At 36.0% G+C, this 15,158-nt stretch carries 14 protein-coding genes and 2 pseudogenes; 13 read left to right on the top strand and 3 right to left on the bottom strand.

Going from position 1 to position 15,158, the window contains the following annotated elements; translation table 11 throughout:
* Positions 1-159: 159 nt before the first annotated feature.
* A pseudogene (locus tag EsVE80_RS14000) lies at positions 160-492 on the bottom strand (MerR family transcriptional regulator); the annotation flags it as partial.
* 101 nt (positions 493-593) lie between these two features.
* Between EsVE80_RS14000 and EsVE80_RS07405 the strand changes: the two are divergent.
* Positions 594-944 (top strand): SDR family NAD(P)-dependent oxidoreductase, encoded by a 351-nt coding sequence (locus EsVE80_RS07405; protein WP_173103149.1) that lies wholly within the window; start codon positions 594-596, stop codon positions 942-944.
* 66 nt (positions 945-1,010) lie between these two features.
* Positions 1,011-1,151 (top strand): hypothetical protein, encoded by a 141-nt coding sequence (locus tag EsVE80_RS07400; protein WP_173103148.1) that lies wholly within the window; start codon positions 1,011-1,013, stop codon positions 1,149-1,151.
* Between the two features lie 430 nt (positions 1,152-1,581).
* Here EsVE80_RS07400 and EsVE80_RS07395 read toward each other — a convergent pair whose 3' ends face one another.
* On the bottom strand, positions 1,582-2,526 hold the full coding sequence (locus EsVE80_RS07395) for an NADP-dependent oxidoreductase (RefSeq protein WP_173103147.1): 945 nt from the start codon (positions 2,524-2,526) through the stop codon (positions 1,582-1,584).
* A 69-nt stretch (positions 2,527-2,595) separates the two neighbouring features.
* Complete coding sequence (locus tag EsVE80_RS07390; protein WP_173103146.1) at positions 2,596-2,985, bottom strand: MerR family transcriptional regulator; 390 nt, start codon at positions 2,983-2,985, stop codon at positions 2,596-2,598.
* Positions 2,986-3,393: 408 nt separating this feature from the next.
* Here EsVE80_RS07390 and EsVE80_RS07385 point away from each other — a divergent pair, with 408 nt between their 5' ends.
* The 11 genes and pseudogenes from EsVE80_RS07385 (at position 3,394) to EsVE80_RS07335 (ending at position 15,156) form a co-directional block, all read left to right on the top strand.
* A complete protein-coding gene (locus EsVE80_RS07385; protein WP_173103145.1) occupies positions 3,394-3,972 on the top strand; it encodes a histidine phosphatase family protein in 579 nt (192 codons plus the stop codon).
* A 443-nt stretch (positions 3,973-4,415) separates the two neighbouring features.
* Complete coding sequence (locus tag EsVE80_RS07380; RefSeq protein ID WP_173103144.1) at positions 4,416-5,111, top strand: flavodoxin; 696 nt, start codon at positions 4,416-4,418, stop codon at positions 5,109-5,111.
* Positions 5,112-5,190: 79 nt separating this feature from the next.
* Positions 5,191-5,841, top strand: a complete 651-nt coding sequence (locus tag EsVE80_RS07375; protein ID WP_197745886.1) for a flavodoxin — start codon at positions 5,191-5,193, stop codon at positions 5,839-5,841.
* A 159-nt stretch (positions 5,842-6,000) separates the two neighbouring features.
* Entirely contained in the window at positions 6,001-6,717 is a 717-nt protein-coding gene (locus EsVE80_RS07370) for a dihydrofolate reductase family protein (RefSeq protein ID WP_173103142.1), read from the top strand.
* 43 nt (positions 6,718-6,760) lie between these two features.
* Positions 6,761-7,714, top strand: a complete 954-nt coding sequence (locus EsVE80_RS07365; protein WP_173103141.1) for an aldo/keto reductase — start codon at positions 6,761-6,763, stop codon at positions 7,712-7,714.
* Positions 7,715-8,043: 329 nt separating this feature from the next.
* Positions 8,044-8,910, top strand: coding sequence for an aldo/keto reductase (locus EsVE80_RS07360; protein ID WP_173103140.1), 867 nt, complete (start codon positions 8,044-8,046; stop codon positions 8,908-8,910).
* A pseudogene (locus EsVE80_RS07355) lies at positions 8,911-9,318 on the top strand (NADP-dependent phosphogluconate dehydrogenase); the annotation flags it as partial.
* Positions 9,319-9,483: 165 nt separating this feature from the next.
* Positions 9,484-10,368 (top strand): LysR family transcriptional regulator, encoded by an 885-nt coding sequence (locus tag EsVE80_RS07350; RefSeq protein WP_173103138.1) that lies wholly within the window; start codon positions 9,484-9,486, stop codon positions 10,366-10,368.
* A gap of 154 nt (positions 10,369-10,522) precedes the next feature.
* The gene (locus EsVE80_RS07345; RefSeq protein ID WP_173103137.1) at positions 10,523-12,403 is read left to right on the top strand and encodes a beta-glucoside-specific PTS transporter subunit IIABC; all 1,881 of its coding nucleotides are present in this window, start codon (positions 10,523-10,525) and stop codon (positions 12,401-12,403) included.
* Positions 12,404-12,421: 18 nt separating this feature from the next.
* Positions 12,422-13,846 carry a 6-phospho-beta-glucosidase gene (locus EsVE80_RS07340; protein WP_173103136.1) on the top strand — a complete coding sequence of 475 codons (1,425 nt, stop codon included), beginning with the start codon at positions 12,422-12,424 and terminating at the stop codon, positions 13,844-13,846.
* A gap of 95 nt (positions 13,847-13,941) precedes the next feature.
* A complete protein-coding gene (locus EsVE80_RS07335; RefSeq protein ID WP_173103135.1) occupies positions 13,942-15,156 on the top strand; it encodes an MFS transporter in 1,215 nt (404 codons plus the stop codon).
* Positions 15,157-15,158 lie beyond the last annotated feature (2 nt).

The following is a 15,158-nucleotide window of genomic DNA, read 5'->3' as shown; positions in this document are numbered from 1 at the left end:
TAAAATAGAAGTGAGAATTAATTCTACAAATTGAAATAGAAAGTCTCTTAGAGTAGAAGTTCTAGCGATTCTCACTTCTTTGACAGTTTTTGTAAGAAAGTAGTTATGATGAAATATTCTCTATTCATATGCAGATTTTCTTTTGGAATCTACAATAGCTTAGTTTTTATTTAATACATTCTTTTTAAGATAATCAATTTTCATGGCTAACAAATAATCGGATTGTTGTAATTCCTCAATGTTCCCTTGAATTGTTTTTCGATAATCTATTAAGTAGTCCACGCGTTCTTGCATACTTGTCTCTTGAATACCGATTAGACCTTTGATAGGAATGCCAATTTTTCGGATAATGAGGATAACCTTGATCAATTCAATATCATCATCAGTGTAACGACGGTAGCCATTTTTATCACGTAGAATAGGTCCAATAATTTCATTTTGCTCATAGAAGCGTAAGGCCGCTTTTGATACCCCGACTAATTGGGAAACTTGTTCTGCTGAATAAGTCTGTTTTTCCCTGAATAATTCTCCTTGCTGTAAAGTTTACTTTATACTTTATAATCGGATCAACTTAAAAGCAAGAAGAAATTCATATGGTAGATAAAATAGCAGTCATTATCGGTGGCAACTCTGGAGTAGGGAAAAAAATGGCTCAAGATTTAATTCAAAAAAACTATCGGATTATTATTGTAGGACGCAATGAAAGAAAAGGGGAAGCAGTAGTTCAACAGTTAAAGCAGCTTAATTCCACTTCACAGGGCTCTTTTTTGCAAGCAGATTTAAGCACGAAGGTTGCGATCGCTGACTTTGCCGAACAAGTCGCTGATTTGGTAGATCACATCGATGTCCTGGTTAGTACTATGGGCATTTTGCAAGAGACACAAGTGCTGACTGAAGAGGGATATGATCAAAATTTTGTTTTAAATTATTTAGCCCATTTTTGAGTAATAAACGCATTATTGTCCTTTTTAAAAAAGGCTTCTCAAGGTCGAATTTTATTGGTGGGCGCTTTGCCAATCATCGTTCGTCACCTTAAAGTGGCAGCACCACAACCAGTTCCTAGCGCTGATAATTATAGTGGAATGGGGATTACCGGCCAAGCAGTGGCTGGCAGATTATTGCTGACACAAAAACTAGCCAAAATATTATAAGAAACAAAAGTCACGGTAAATATCTTTCACCCGGGGAATGTTCCCGACTCTAGCTATGGTGCAGCCAGTAGTAGTTTCTTGCTTACTTTCATGGGTTCTTTTCTCGCTAGATTATCAAAAAAGAATCCCTCGATTGGGGCGCAACTGGCTACTAATCCGAGACTTTCTCAAACAACTGGGCAATTCTTTAATGAATCGGGCAAAGCCATATCTTTGCCCCGGCAATTTTCAGAAGAATTGGCTAATCAGTGGTGGTCTGTTAGTCAAGCTCTTTAGCTCAGCAAGAATAGGTGTTTCTTAAAATATGCAAGAGCTAGGAATCAATTCTATAATTTGTCAGCCTGAAAATAGGTAATAGGTCTGTATCATAAGTAAAAAGCTAAGAAATGCTGGTTATGTTTTCCTGCATTTCTTAGCTTTTTTAATTTGGTTAGTCTTTTATGTGAATCACGATTTTGCCTTTGACGTGGCGGCTTTCCACCAGTTCATGGGCTTTTTTGACGTTTTCCACGGATACTGGCAGGCTAGTTACCTGTAATTTGACTTTACCTTCTAGTACCATTTGAGCGAGATCGGATAAATCCGCTGAAGTTCCGTCCGTGAATTGAAAGGCAACTTGTTTTTGTTGATCTTGTAATTGTTCTGGTGTAGGTTGTGCTGCGACGGTGATTAATTTGCCATCCGCTTTCAAGACTTTTAGTCCAGTGGCAATGTCGCCGGCGGTATCAAAGACGCCATCGTAGTTTGCCAAGACATCTGCTGCATTGACCGTATTGTAATCAATAACTTCATCGACGCCCAGTTTCTTTAACAAAGTGTGATTAGCAGGACTTGCAGTCGTTGCGACATAAGCGCCTAATGCTTTGGCGATTTGAACGGCGATTAAACCGACGCCGCCAGCACCACCTTGGACTAAGATTTTTTCCTTGGGCTGAACCGCTAGATTTTTGACAATGGCACAGTAAGCGGTCAAACCGGCAATCGGAAGGGCGGCCGCTTCGTCAAAGCTCAAACCTTCTGGCAGGGGAGCGATTAAGTCCGGGGTAGTAATTACGAATTCACTGTAAGTACCATTATTTCCTGGGCGGACAGTTGGCGCATTGCCGAAGACTTTGTCTCCAACTTGATAATTTGTCACGGTATCCCCCACAGCGGCGATCGTCCCAGCAAAGTCCCAACCTAATACGATGGGAAAGGACCAAAGCTCATTAAACGGTTTGTCAAGCATACCCATGCGTCCGGCGATGTCCATGGGATTAATGCTAAAGGCATGGTTTGTGACTAGGACTTCATTAGCTTTTAAAGGAGCTTGTTCAATTTCTGTAGCTTGTAATTCTTGGGCTGACCCAAATTGATGAATGGCGATTGTTTTCATATTATTGACCTTCTTTCAAGTTTAATCATAGGATAAACTATGGGGTCAACAACATAGCAAGCGTTTTGTTTAATTTTTTGAATGATTGTTTATGAGGTAGTCGATTTTGTTTTCGATAAAGCGATCGATTTCTTTTAGTTGGGTCATTTGCTCGTGAACCGTCCTTTGGTAACTTCGCAAAACGTCCAGATGTTTTTCTAAAGAATCGCTTTCGGAAAGATCTTTCAGCATCGACAAATCCATCCCTAGATATTGAAAAACTTTGACCATTTGAAGTCGTTGCAAGTTAGTTGTGTCGTATTGACGATAGTTGACTTGGTTCCGGGCAATCGGGCCTAAAATCGCTAGTTTCTCATAATAGCGCAGAGCTTCTTTTGTAAAGCCTGTAATTTTCATGACTTCTTTAGTGGAAAAAGTATTTTGTCCTGAAGGGATTTGGAATAATTGAAATTGGGTCATAGTTTCTCCTTTCAAAGGGTAAAATTCGGGATAGTACCTGGTATCCATTTAATTCACAGCATAGATTATTTCTCAGCCTCTTTTCTTCTAGTAAAAGTTGAGGCGTATCGCATTGGAATTTATTAATTTATTGATTTAGGCAGGAACTTTGGAAAACGTATTGTGGTCCATATCTAAAAAAATTCGTCATTTCCATATAATCTGGAAATACACTTTTTGTATACCCTTTTAATTAGCCATCTTTGTAGCTCAATTATTCTTTTAGAGTCGTTCCATTATAAACCATAACTAGTTCTAGCTGTCATTAAAAATTTGGTCATAGAAAATTCTGATATTGAAAATAAGGTGTTGCCTTAGAGTGCACTCTATGAAGTATGATTATATCAGAACATGAAATGAGGTAATTGAATGGATAAAATTTTGTATTTAATGCGACATGGAGAAACCTTGTTTAATTCTCAAAATAAAATCCAAGGATGGTGCGACTCTCCACTAACATCAAAAGGAATTATGCAAGCCAGTATTGCTGGAGAGTTTTTTAGAAAAGAAAAGATCATGATTGAGTCTGCATATTGTTCAACATCGGAACGAGCGTCGGATACTTTAGAAAAGATCATTAATATTCCGTATAAACGAGTAAAAGGACTAAAGGAATGGAATTTTGGTGCTTATGAAGGGGAACCAGAGTATCTAAATCCCAGTCTTCCATATGGCGATTTCTTTTATTCATATGGAGGTGAAAAGGAATCTGATTTCAAAAAAAGAATTTCTGAAACGATAATGAATATTGTGTCTTCTGAATCGAATAAGACAATTTTGATAGTTTCTCACGGAGCGGCGTGTCGTCAATTTATGAGAAGTTGGGGGCATACTAGTAAGATTGATCAAAAAGAGAAGCTTGGAAACTGCTGTATATTAAAGTTTAGATATTCACATGAAGAGTTTGAACTGCTAGAGATTATTAACCATGATTTTTCAGAACTTTAAGTATTTTGAAATGAAGAAGTCATAGGTTCACGATACAAGACAGGTTCTAGATGTTGAATAAAAACGATTTTGAAAAAACCATAATTCTTAGTGCTTAGTAATTGAAGTAATAATTGATAGGCTTCTTGATTGTTCTATGCTTATTGACAATAGAGTTTCTAAATGACTGCATATTTTTCACGAGTACTCTCAAAAGAATAACATCAATATTAACAATTTATTCATCCTATCTTATACCTCATTGTTAGAGAAATTAGGGGCTGATGTAGCATACTTTTCTATATTTAAAAAAATACATGAGAATAACTTTTAAAACTCATGTTACATTTGTCACAAATTAATTGCAACATGAAAATCCAATAATACTGACAGAATAAGCTCTGAGGTAATTTATCAGAATTATTTAGTCATAGGAATCAAAACAATTTAGAAAGGAGTATCACATGAAAAAAAAATCAGTTGTCGTATTGCTTATTTTTGCTTTTGTACTTTCAGCGTGTGACATTTCAAATGAAAGCATGTCTGATAGTACAGAAATTTCTAGTTCTCGGGATATAACCAAATCAATTAGTAATAGAACTAGTGACAAATCAGATAAGAAAAGTCTTATTGTGTACTTTTCCATTCCTGAAACGCTTAATGCGGATGCAGTATCTGGTGCTAGTCAGGCAGAGGAAGATGGACAAAATTTAGGGAATGTTCAATTTGTTGCGGAAAAAATACAATCAGAAGTCAAAGGGGATATTCTGCGCTTAGAAGTGGAAGAGCCCTACCCTAAAGACTATGATGAGACTGTTGATCGAGCGAGAGAGGAGGAAAGAAATAATACTTTACCACGTCTTGCCACTGTGATTCCCGATCTTAACCAATATGAAGTCATTTATATCGGTTATCCTGTTTGGAATATGACTGTGCCCTCACCAATTAGAACTTTTTTAAGTCAAAGTAATATTGAAAACAAACGTGTTGCACTTTTTGCTACACATGCTGGTTATGGGTTAGGAAATAGTGATGAAAGAATAGAAGAACTAATTCCCAATAATACTTTTACTGATGTCTTGGATATTGAAGATAATGAAGTCAATGACTCAAATGGCACTATAAAAAATTGGATTACTGCTAGTAACTTATTAGAATAAAATAATTGTATCTGAAAGGAAGAGGATGATGAAAAAGAAAATATGGATTATTTCGACATGTTTAACGGCGATGTTTTTAATGAGCGCTTGTTCGAGTGATGAGCAGGAAGGGAGTGCTTCGGCACCTGATGAAAATATTTCCACTACTACGGAGAGCGGAAATTCGAATATAAATAGTATTCAGACAAGTGGAAATGTATTAGTAGCATATTTTTCTGTTCCAGAAACTGCTGGTGTGGACGCTGTATCTCGAGCTAGTCGAGTTGTAGAGGATGGTGAAGTAATAGGAAATACACAGTTTGTCGCTCAAACGATTCAACAAGAAACAAATGGCGATATTTTTAGAATTGAGACAGTTCAAGAATACCCTGGAGACCATGATGAATTGGTCGATTTTGGAGAAAACGAATTAGCTGAGGAAGCTCGGCCAGAATTAAGTAGTCAAATCGAGAATTTGGATAAATATGACACAATTTTTCTGGGCTATCCAATTTGGGCAGGAGACTTACCAATGCCGTTGTACACATTGCTAGAGTCTACTGACTTTACAGATAAAACGATTATTCCATTTTCTACACATGGAGGTAGTGGATTCTCAAACACTATTGATATACTTGAGCAGCTTCAACCTAATGCGACAATAATTAAAGATGGTATAACTATCTCTAGAGATAGTGTTCCTGATTCACGAGACGAGATTGTAAATTGGGTTTCAAATTTATCTTTATAATCCATCATAAAATATCAATAGAAGCACTCGACAAATCTTGTTGAGTGTTCTTTTTTTCAAACGAAAAATTGAGAATCTTTTTTGAAAACGCTTGATATAGAGCGGACTCTAAGGTGTATGATGAAATGGACTTAAATGACTTTATAAGGAGTTGGTATCGTGGTAAAGCCTTTTGTAACATGTCATATCCTAAGTGCACTAGATGGAAAAATTTCTGGTGATTACTTCAAAAGTAGCTTGGCTCAACATGCTAGTGAAAAGTACGGAGAAATTAGAAAGAACTTATCGGCAGATGCGTGGTTATTTGGAACTACGACTGTAAAAGAGTTTTTAAACAATAGAAAATCCTATTTAGACGATAAGGTTCCTGTTGTTTCTGAAGAAGACTTTGTAGCAAAAAACAGTTTAAATTTTTACTTTGTTTCAGTTGATACTGTAGGAGAATTAGGTTGGTCATCAGGAATCTATAGAAAAGAAGGACGCCCAGATGCGCATATAATTGTGATTTTGCTTGAAAGTACGTCGAATGAATATAAAGCATTTTTAAGAAAAATTGGAATATCTTATATTACTGCTGGAAAAAGCAAGTTGGATTGCAATCTGGCTTTGGAAAAATTAAATCAACTTTTCAATATAAAAAAACTACTGATTTGTGGGGGAGGACAGATAAATTGGACATTTTTAGAGCAGAATACAATTGATCAACTGAGTGTTGTATTGGCTCCAGTATCAGACGGAAGAATAGACACACCGAGTATTTTCGAACAATCTAACCAATATACGAGTAGGCCAACAATTAAAGAGTTTGAATTTGAAAATTTGAACGTATTAGGAGAGGGAGCAGTTCTATTAAATTACAAGGTGATCAATGAATAAAGTCCATTTATTGGAAGTAAGATGATTAAGGAGATGTTTAAATTTGAGAAAACGAAAGCTTGGGAAAAATGATTTTCTTGTCTCAGAAATTGGCTTTGGCTGTATGGGACTGAATCATGATAGAGGACCAGCTAAAGATAGATCGGACATGATACGATTGGTTCACAAAGCTACAGATCTTGGTATTAGTTTATTTGATACAGCTGAGGTATATGGTCCATATACTAATGAAGAATTAGTCGGAGAAGCTTTAGTAGGGAGACGACAGAAAATAAAATTAGCAACAAAAGGTGGCTTTGACGTGTCAACACCAGAACTTAGTTTAGATAGTCGACCAGAAAAATTAATTAATTCAATTGAAGGTTCTTTGAAACGCCTGAGGACAGATTATATTGACTTATATTATATTCACAGAGTTGATCCAAAGGTTCCAATAGAAATAGTTGCCGAAGCAATGGGAAGAATGATTAAAGAGGGTAAAATATTACATTGGGGCTTATCGGAGGCGAATGCGGAAACGATTCGAAAAGCTCATTTTGTTCAGCCTATCACAGCAATTCAAAGTGAGTACTCCATCTGGTGGCGTGAACAAGAGAAGAAAGTTCTTCCATTATTAGAAGAATTAGGAATTGGCTTTGTAGCATATAGTCCTTTAGGCAGGGGATTCTTGACGGGAAAGCTAAGTACAAAATCTGATTTCTCAACCAACGATAATCGTGGTAAGTTACCCAGGTTCCAAAAAGAAGCAATGCTAGAGAATCAAAAACTCCTTGATTTTTTGAGTGACATTGCTGAATCAAAGGGAGCGACTCTAGCGCAGGTATCTATTGCATGGGTATTAAAGCAAAATCCGTGGATAGTTCCTATTCCAGGAACCACGGAGGAATCACGTTTGAAGGAGAATATTCAAGCTTCTGAAATTACTTTTACTGATTCAGAAATGCAGATGATAAACTCTACACTAAGTAATATAGATATTATTGGTGATAGATACTAACAAAAAAGAGATAGTTAAGGCTATCTCTTTTTTGAGTATAAATTTATATTATGATAAAACACATAAAAATGACTCATAACAGATAATTTACTTGATTTAATATTTCAAAATATGAATTCCTTGCTTTGGAGTTAACTCTATAGTTTATCATGCTTTATGTATATAAGAGAGGAGATAGTCAAAGGTCAACGGAAAAGGTTTGAATAGATTGTGACCGAAGAATGGGGAATAGAAGCCCTGGAAAAAAAGTGAAAGAACATACCTCTTGACTTAGAGTGGACTTCAAGGTTTAGGATGAATCATGTATTTAATTTTAAGGAGGAAAAAACATGCAAACAATTAAACTTAATAATGGTGTAGAAATGCCACAACTTGGTTTTGGTGTATATCAAATTCCAATGGATCAAACAGCTGAAGCTGTATACCAAGCAATCAAGATTGGGTATCGTTTAATCGATACAGCTTCTATTTATGGAAACGAAAAGGAAACTGGTGATGGTATTAAAAGAGCAATTGATGAAGGTCTTGTTACTCGTAAAGATTTATTTATTACCTCAAAACTTTTCATTTTACAAGCTCCTGAGGAAAAAGCTGAGAAAACTATTGAACAATCACTTAGAGTTATGGGCCTAGATTATTTAGATTTATATCTTATTCATCAACCATATGGGGATGTCTATGGTGCATGGAGAGCAATGGTTGCTGCCCAAAAATCAGGTAAACTACGTGCGATTGGTATTTCAAACTTTAAGTCAGCAAAGATGATTGAATTTGTAGGTTTAAATGATGTTAAACCTCAGATTAATCAAATCGAGGTTAATCCATGGAATCAGCGTGTTGAAGATCAGAAGTGGCATGAAAAATATGATGTTCAAATTGAAGCTTGGGCACCATTTGCAGAAGGACATCATGAATTATTCACTAACCAAGTTTTATCAGAAATTGGGCAACAATACGGTAAGAGTGTTGGACAGGTTGTCCTTCGCTGGTTGATGCAACGAGGAATTATTGCTTTGGCAAAATCTGTTCGTCCAGAGCGAATGAAAGAAAATATTGATATTTTTGATTTTGAATTATCAAAGAAAGACTTTGAAAAAATTGAAGCATTAGACATGAAAGAATCAGCATTTTTTGATCATGACGCACCCCAACAGGTTGAATGGTTCATGAATCGGATGAAAGATACTGAAAAATAAGGGTTTGAAAAAATGCGAGTAGCATCAGACCGATATGATTGGAATTTGAATTATGGAGAGTTAGCTCAAATTTGGCGGGCTGGTTGCATTATTCGTGCAGATTTTTTACAGAATATTACTGATGCATTTAATAAAAAACCTAAGTTGAAAAACCTTTTACTTGATGATTATTTTAAAAAAATTGCAAGGGATTATCAAGAAGCAGTAAGAGATTTAATTGGCTATGCGACAAAAGTTGGTATTCCGGTACCAGGTTTTATGGCAGCAATCTCTTATTATGACTCTTATCGTAGTGAGATATTACCTGCTAATTTAATTCAAGCACAAAGAGATTATTTTGGAGCCCATACTTACCATCGAAATGATCAATCTGGAGTATTCCATTTTCCTTGGTATGAAGAGCAATAGCATTCATACTAAGAGAATTTTGTCTGATTTTCTATATCCCGACATTTAAACTTTCGGGATATTTTGCATATAGGGATTGTTTTATCAGTGTAAGGACTTGTGTAAGAATGGCCCTTACTTTGATATAATGTAAAAAAGCTATAATCAAAGAAGCAGGTGAAATGTATGGAGTTACGGGTACTGAACTATTTTTTAGCTGTCGTGAATGAAGAAAGTATTTCTAAAGCCGCAAAGTCACTTAATCTTACGCAACCAACATTAAGTCGTCAGTTAAAAGATTTAGAGGATGAATTAGGTGTCACACTCTTTCATAGAGGGAAATCTAAAATCAGTCTGACGGATGCTGGGGTACGTTTGAAAGCTAGAGCTGAAGAAATCATCACAATAGCAGACAATACTAAGAAAGAATTTGAAACTGAAGCAGGTCTGTTCGGCGGCTTATTACCTTTTGGAAGTGTAGAGTCAGCAACCTCAAAAGAATTGACAGATTTAATTTTTGAATTCCACAAAAAATATCCCAATGTTGAATACTATATTTATAGCGGAATTGTAGATGAGATAAAAGAAAAGATTGATCGAGGGATTATCGAATTTGGATTGCTACTAGAGCCGGTCAATGTGGAAAACTACAATTTCATTCGATTGCCTCAAAAAGAGCGATGGGGGGTTGTGACAAGAACTGATTCTGAATTAGCAAAAAAAGAATTTATTACACCTGAAGATCTATCAACGTTACCACTTATGCAGTCAAATAGAACAGTTCTTCAAAATGAAATCAATAGATGGTTATCTCTGAAAGATGGAGAAACAACTAATACAATTGCAACATTTAATTTAATGTTTAATGTTATGAATTTAGTAGAAAAGGAGTTAGGTTATTTACTTTGTTTGGAAGGAGTCTTCGAAAGTAAAAAAACTGAGGCTCTTTGTTTTCGACCGCTTGCTCCAGAACTAACAACGGGATACGTAATTGCGTGGAAACGAAATAGGATGCTAAGTGCTGTCGCAGAGAAATTTATTGAATTAGCTAGAGATGCTTTTGAGGCATAACCTATCTAGAAAATAGGTATTTTACATAACTTCTTAACGATGCTAAGATTTATTCAAGTAATACAAGTACTTGATTACATCGTTAAGTGGTTTTTTTGTGCATTCATTTTTTATCATAACTCTAAAGTTAACTCTACATTCAGGGGGAAATATCATGTCAAAGAAGTATGAACAACTATCAAAAGAGATTCTTGACAGTATTGGTGGAACAGAAAATATCAGTAGTATGACTCATTGTCAAACACGTCTACGGTTTGTTTTAAAAAATAATGAAATCGTTGACAAGGAAGAGGTTAAAAAGATTAATGGGGTTGTTAATGTCATCGAAAGTGGGGGACAATTTCAAGTTGTAATTGGAACACACGTTGAAGAAGTCTATGAAGAAATTGATAAATTGTCTGATTTATCCGATGAAGATGAAAGCGCTCTAAATGAAGGGGATAAGCAGCAAAGTTTTATCGGTAAATTCATTGATTTTATTTCTAGTACAATTGCACCAGTCGTCCCTGCAATTGCAGGAGCCGGAATGATTAAAGCCTTTCTAGCACTGTTGCTGCTTTTTAACCTCATTTCACGGGAGTCACAAACCTATTTCATCGTCAATTTTATGGCAGATGCAGTTTTTTATTTCTTACCCTTCTTCTTAGCCTCTACAGCAGCTCAGAAATTAAAAGCTAGCCCATTTTTAGCCATGTTTTTGGCGGGAGTTTTATTACATCCTAACCTTAGTCAACTTGTCTCCCAAGGTGACCCAGTAGCGATTTTTGGAGTTCCTATGAGACTTGTAAATTATAGCTCTTCGGTTATTCCAATTTTGATGATTGTCTTCCTTCAATCATATGTTGAACGATTTTTGAAAAAAATTATTCCTGATGCAATCAAAATCATCTTTGTTCCAATGTTGACAGTCCTTTTTGTTGGTACGATTGGACTAACTATTCTCGGACCAATTGGTGGTTACGTAGGCGATTATATTGCAATGGGATTTGAATTTTTAGCAAGCTATGGAAACTGGGCAGTCGTATTCATGGTAGCAACCTTCTGGCCATTGATGGTAATGTTTGGGATCCATTACAGTTTGGGACCAATCAGCACGATGCAACTAGCTACAACAGGTCTAGAAAATATCGTTGGGCCTGGAGCAATCATATCTAATATCTCTCAAGGCGTAGCAGCGTTTGTTGTTGGCTTTAGAACTCGAAAAACCGCAGAAAAATCAGTAGCTATTTCTACGGGTGTTACGGCTTTAATGGGCATTACCGAGCCAGCATTGTACGGTATCAACTTGCCAAAACGTTATCCTTTGATCAGTGCAATGATTGGTAGTGCTTGTGGTGGGTTGTATGCAGGCTTAACTAATGTATATCGTTACGCAACTGGTGCTTCAGGAATCCCGGCTATCCCGCTTTACATCGGAGAGGATATCTGGCACTTATATAACATTTTGATAGCATTAGTTATCACGATTGTTGTCACAGCAGCTCTAACTTGGGTCTTGTCCTTCAAATTTGAGAACAAAGACGAAACTGCTGACGAAGTAGAGAAAGAAATCTTAGAGGAAGTTTCGGAAATTAAGCTAGGTGGAGAAGTAATGTTTAGCCCACTAAAAGGCAAAGTGGTTAGTCTATCAGAAGTAGAAGACGAGGCATTTTCGAGTGAAACTTTAGGTAAAGGTGTCGCAATTTATCCTGAAGATGGCATTGTAGTCGCTCCATTTGAGGGTGAGATTTCTGCTTTATTCCCAACAAAGCATGCTATTGGAGTTGTATCTAATAATGGGATGGAAGTTCTGATTCACGTTGGTATGGATACTGTAGCTTTAAATGGCGAGCATTTTGAAGCTTTTGTGAAGAAAGGTGACAAAGTCAAAAAAGGACAAAAGCTAGTAACTTTTGATATTGATGCAATTTCTAAAGCGGGCTATTCCACGATCGTGCCGGTTGTCGTTACTAATACAAATAGTTACTCAGATATTTCAATCAAGAAAAATGATGCGATTCAATTCGAAGATGAGTTATTAGTTGCAGAAATTTAATTAGTTAGGAGGGAAAATATGAGTTTAAGAAAAGATTTTCTCTGGGGAGGAGCTACTGCTGCGAATCAGTGTGAAGGCGGCTATGATTTGGGTGGTCGAGGTTTAGCAAATGTCGACCTGATTCCTTCTGGAGAAGATAGACGAGCAGTCTTTACTGGAAAAATGAAGATGTTTGAGGTGGATCAGGAGCACCATTATCCAGCTCTAGAAGGGATAGACATGTACCATCATTATTTGGAGGATATCCGGCTTTTTGCTGAAATGGGTTTTAAAACGTATCGAATGTCCATTTCATGGTCTCGAATATTTCCAAATGGGGATGAAAAGGAAGCAAATGAAGCTGGCCTAGCATTTTATGAAAAGATTTTCAAAGAGTGTAAAAAATACAACATTGAACCTTTAGTAACTCTTTCGCATTTCGACATTCCCATGGGGTTGGTGAAAGACTATGGATCATGGCGTAATCGTAAAGTTATCGATTTTTATACAAATTATTGTAAATCAGTTTTTACACGCTATAAAGGTCTAGTTAAGTATTGGCTTACATTCAATGAAATTAATATGCTACAACATGCACCTTTTTTAGCTGCAGGTCTTTACTTTGAAACCGGTGAAAATGAAGAGCAGGTAAAATATCAAGCTGCACATCACCAATTAGTAGCGAGTGCAAGTGTCACCAAAATTGCTCACGAAATTGATCCTGAAAATAAAATTGGTTGTATGTTGGCAGGCGGCACCAACTATCCTTATTCCTGTCGACCAGAAGATTATTTTCTTGCCATTCAAAAAGATCGCGACAACTACTTTTTCATTGATGTTCAGGCACGTGGAGTCTATCCAAATTATGCCTTGAAAAAACTTCAAAAAGATGGAATAAAAGTTGAAATGGAACCAGAGGATACCTTGATATTAAAGGAAAATACTTGTGATTTTGTTTCTTTCTCGTATTATTCCTCACGAGTTGTTAGTGCTAATCCAGATGAGAATGAAGAAACTGCAGCCAATATCTATAAGTCTATTAAAAATCCTTATTTAGAGTCATCAGATTTTGGATGGCAAATTGATCCTTTGGGGTTAAGAGCATCTCTAAATGTTTTGTATGATCGCTATCAAAAACCTCTGTTCATCGTCGAAAATGGATTAGGTGCATATGATACTCCTGATCAAAATGGAAAAATAAATGATGATTATCGTATCGAATATATTCGAAAACATATTGAAGCCTTTAAAGTTGCTGTTGAAGAAGATGGGGTAGATTTACTAGGTTACACTACTTGGGGATGTATTGATCTCTTGAGTGCTACAAAAGGTGAGATGAGTAAACGCTATGGTTTCATTTATGTTGATAAAGATGATGAGGGCAACGGTACATTGAAGAGAAGTAAAAAGAAGTCATTTGATTGGTATAAAAAAGTTATTGAAAGTAACGGAGAATTATTATAGTGAAATACTGATAATGTTGATAAGGATGAGAAAATCATCCTTATTTTCAAAAATAAGATTTGACCTTGGAGTCAGATATAAGAAAGGGTCTTTCGATGTCAAAAGAAACATTAAAAAAAGTATCTATTCTTGCAATATCATTTATTGTTGTATCGGTTGGAGCAATTGGGGGAAACATTCCTGAAATTGCTAAAAGCTTTCCCGATGTACCAATGACTATGATTGAAAATTTAGTTACGATACCAGCTTTATTCATTATTCCGTCTGTTCTATTGAGCAATACAATTGCAAAACATTTGGGATATAAAAATACAGTTCTGCTAGGATTAGCATTGGTATTTTTTGCTGGTGTAGCACCAGCCTTAATTGAAAGTTTCCCAGTTATCTTTATAGCTCGATGTATTTTTGGGTTCGGAATCGGTATGTTCAACTCGCTTATTGTTGGCTTTATTAGCTATTTTTATTCAGGAAATGAGCGCGCAAAACTAATTGGATTTCAAAGTGCATTTGAAGGAATTGGCGGGATGTCTATTACTTTTTTAGTAGGGCAATTGTTGAGATTTGGTTGGCAAGCTTCATTTTGGGTTTATGCATTAGCCCTTCCTATGTTACTACTATTTGCATTATTCGTTCCAGATGTTTCTTATGATGAAAGGATTAATCGAAATAAAAAAGGTGTTTCCGGTCAGAAAATCAATGAAAATCAGAATAATACAAGTTTACTAGGTGTCATTGGATATATTGCCTTGTTGTTTGTCGGTGTGAACATTTATATGAGTACAAATGTGAAAGCAACTGCTTTAATGTCTACTTTGGGATATGGGGACGCTACAGATGGAAGTACCATTATATCTGTAGTAGGTATTGGTGCGATGTCTGCTGGTTTTCTATTTGGAAAAACTTTAAACCTATTAAAAAAATATATTGTTCCTGTATCGTTCTCATTTATGGGTTTGGCCTTACTGATTATGGGGTTATCCAATAGCGTGCTTGTAACAGCTCTAGGTGCAATTCTGTGTGGATTTTCGTTCAGAACTTTTATTCCATATCTTTTTAATAAGGTAAATAGTTCACCGTCAATTAACCCTGGCTTGGCTACTTCCTTGCTGCTAGTTGGCTTCAATTTAGGCTCTGCCTTTTCGCCATACGGTATTGCTATAATCGAAAGACTGAATATTTTTGGTTCGATTAGAGGGGTCTTTTATACGGAGGCTATTATCCTTTTTGCATTTGCAATTGTTGGACTAGTTTTTATTTCAATTAGTAGTATGAAAGATAGAGAATTAAATATTTTAAATAATGAAGAATAGAT

The organism is Enterococcus saigonensis (assembly GCF_011397115.1).
Classification (GTDB): domain Bacteria; phylum Bacillota; class Bacilli; order Lactobacillales; family Enterococcaceae; genus Enterococcus_C; species Enterococcus_C saigonensis.
The sequence above is the reverse complement of the archived record's forward strand: the minus strand, read 5'-3'. Positions and strand labels throughout refer to the sequence as shown.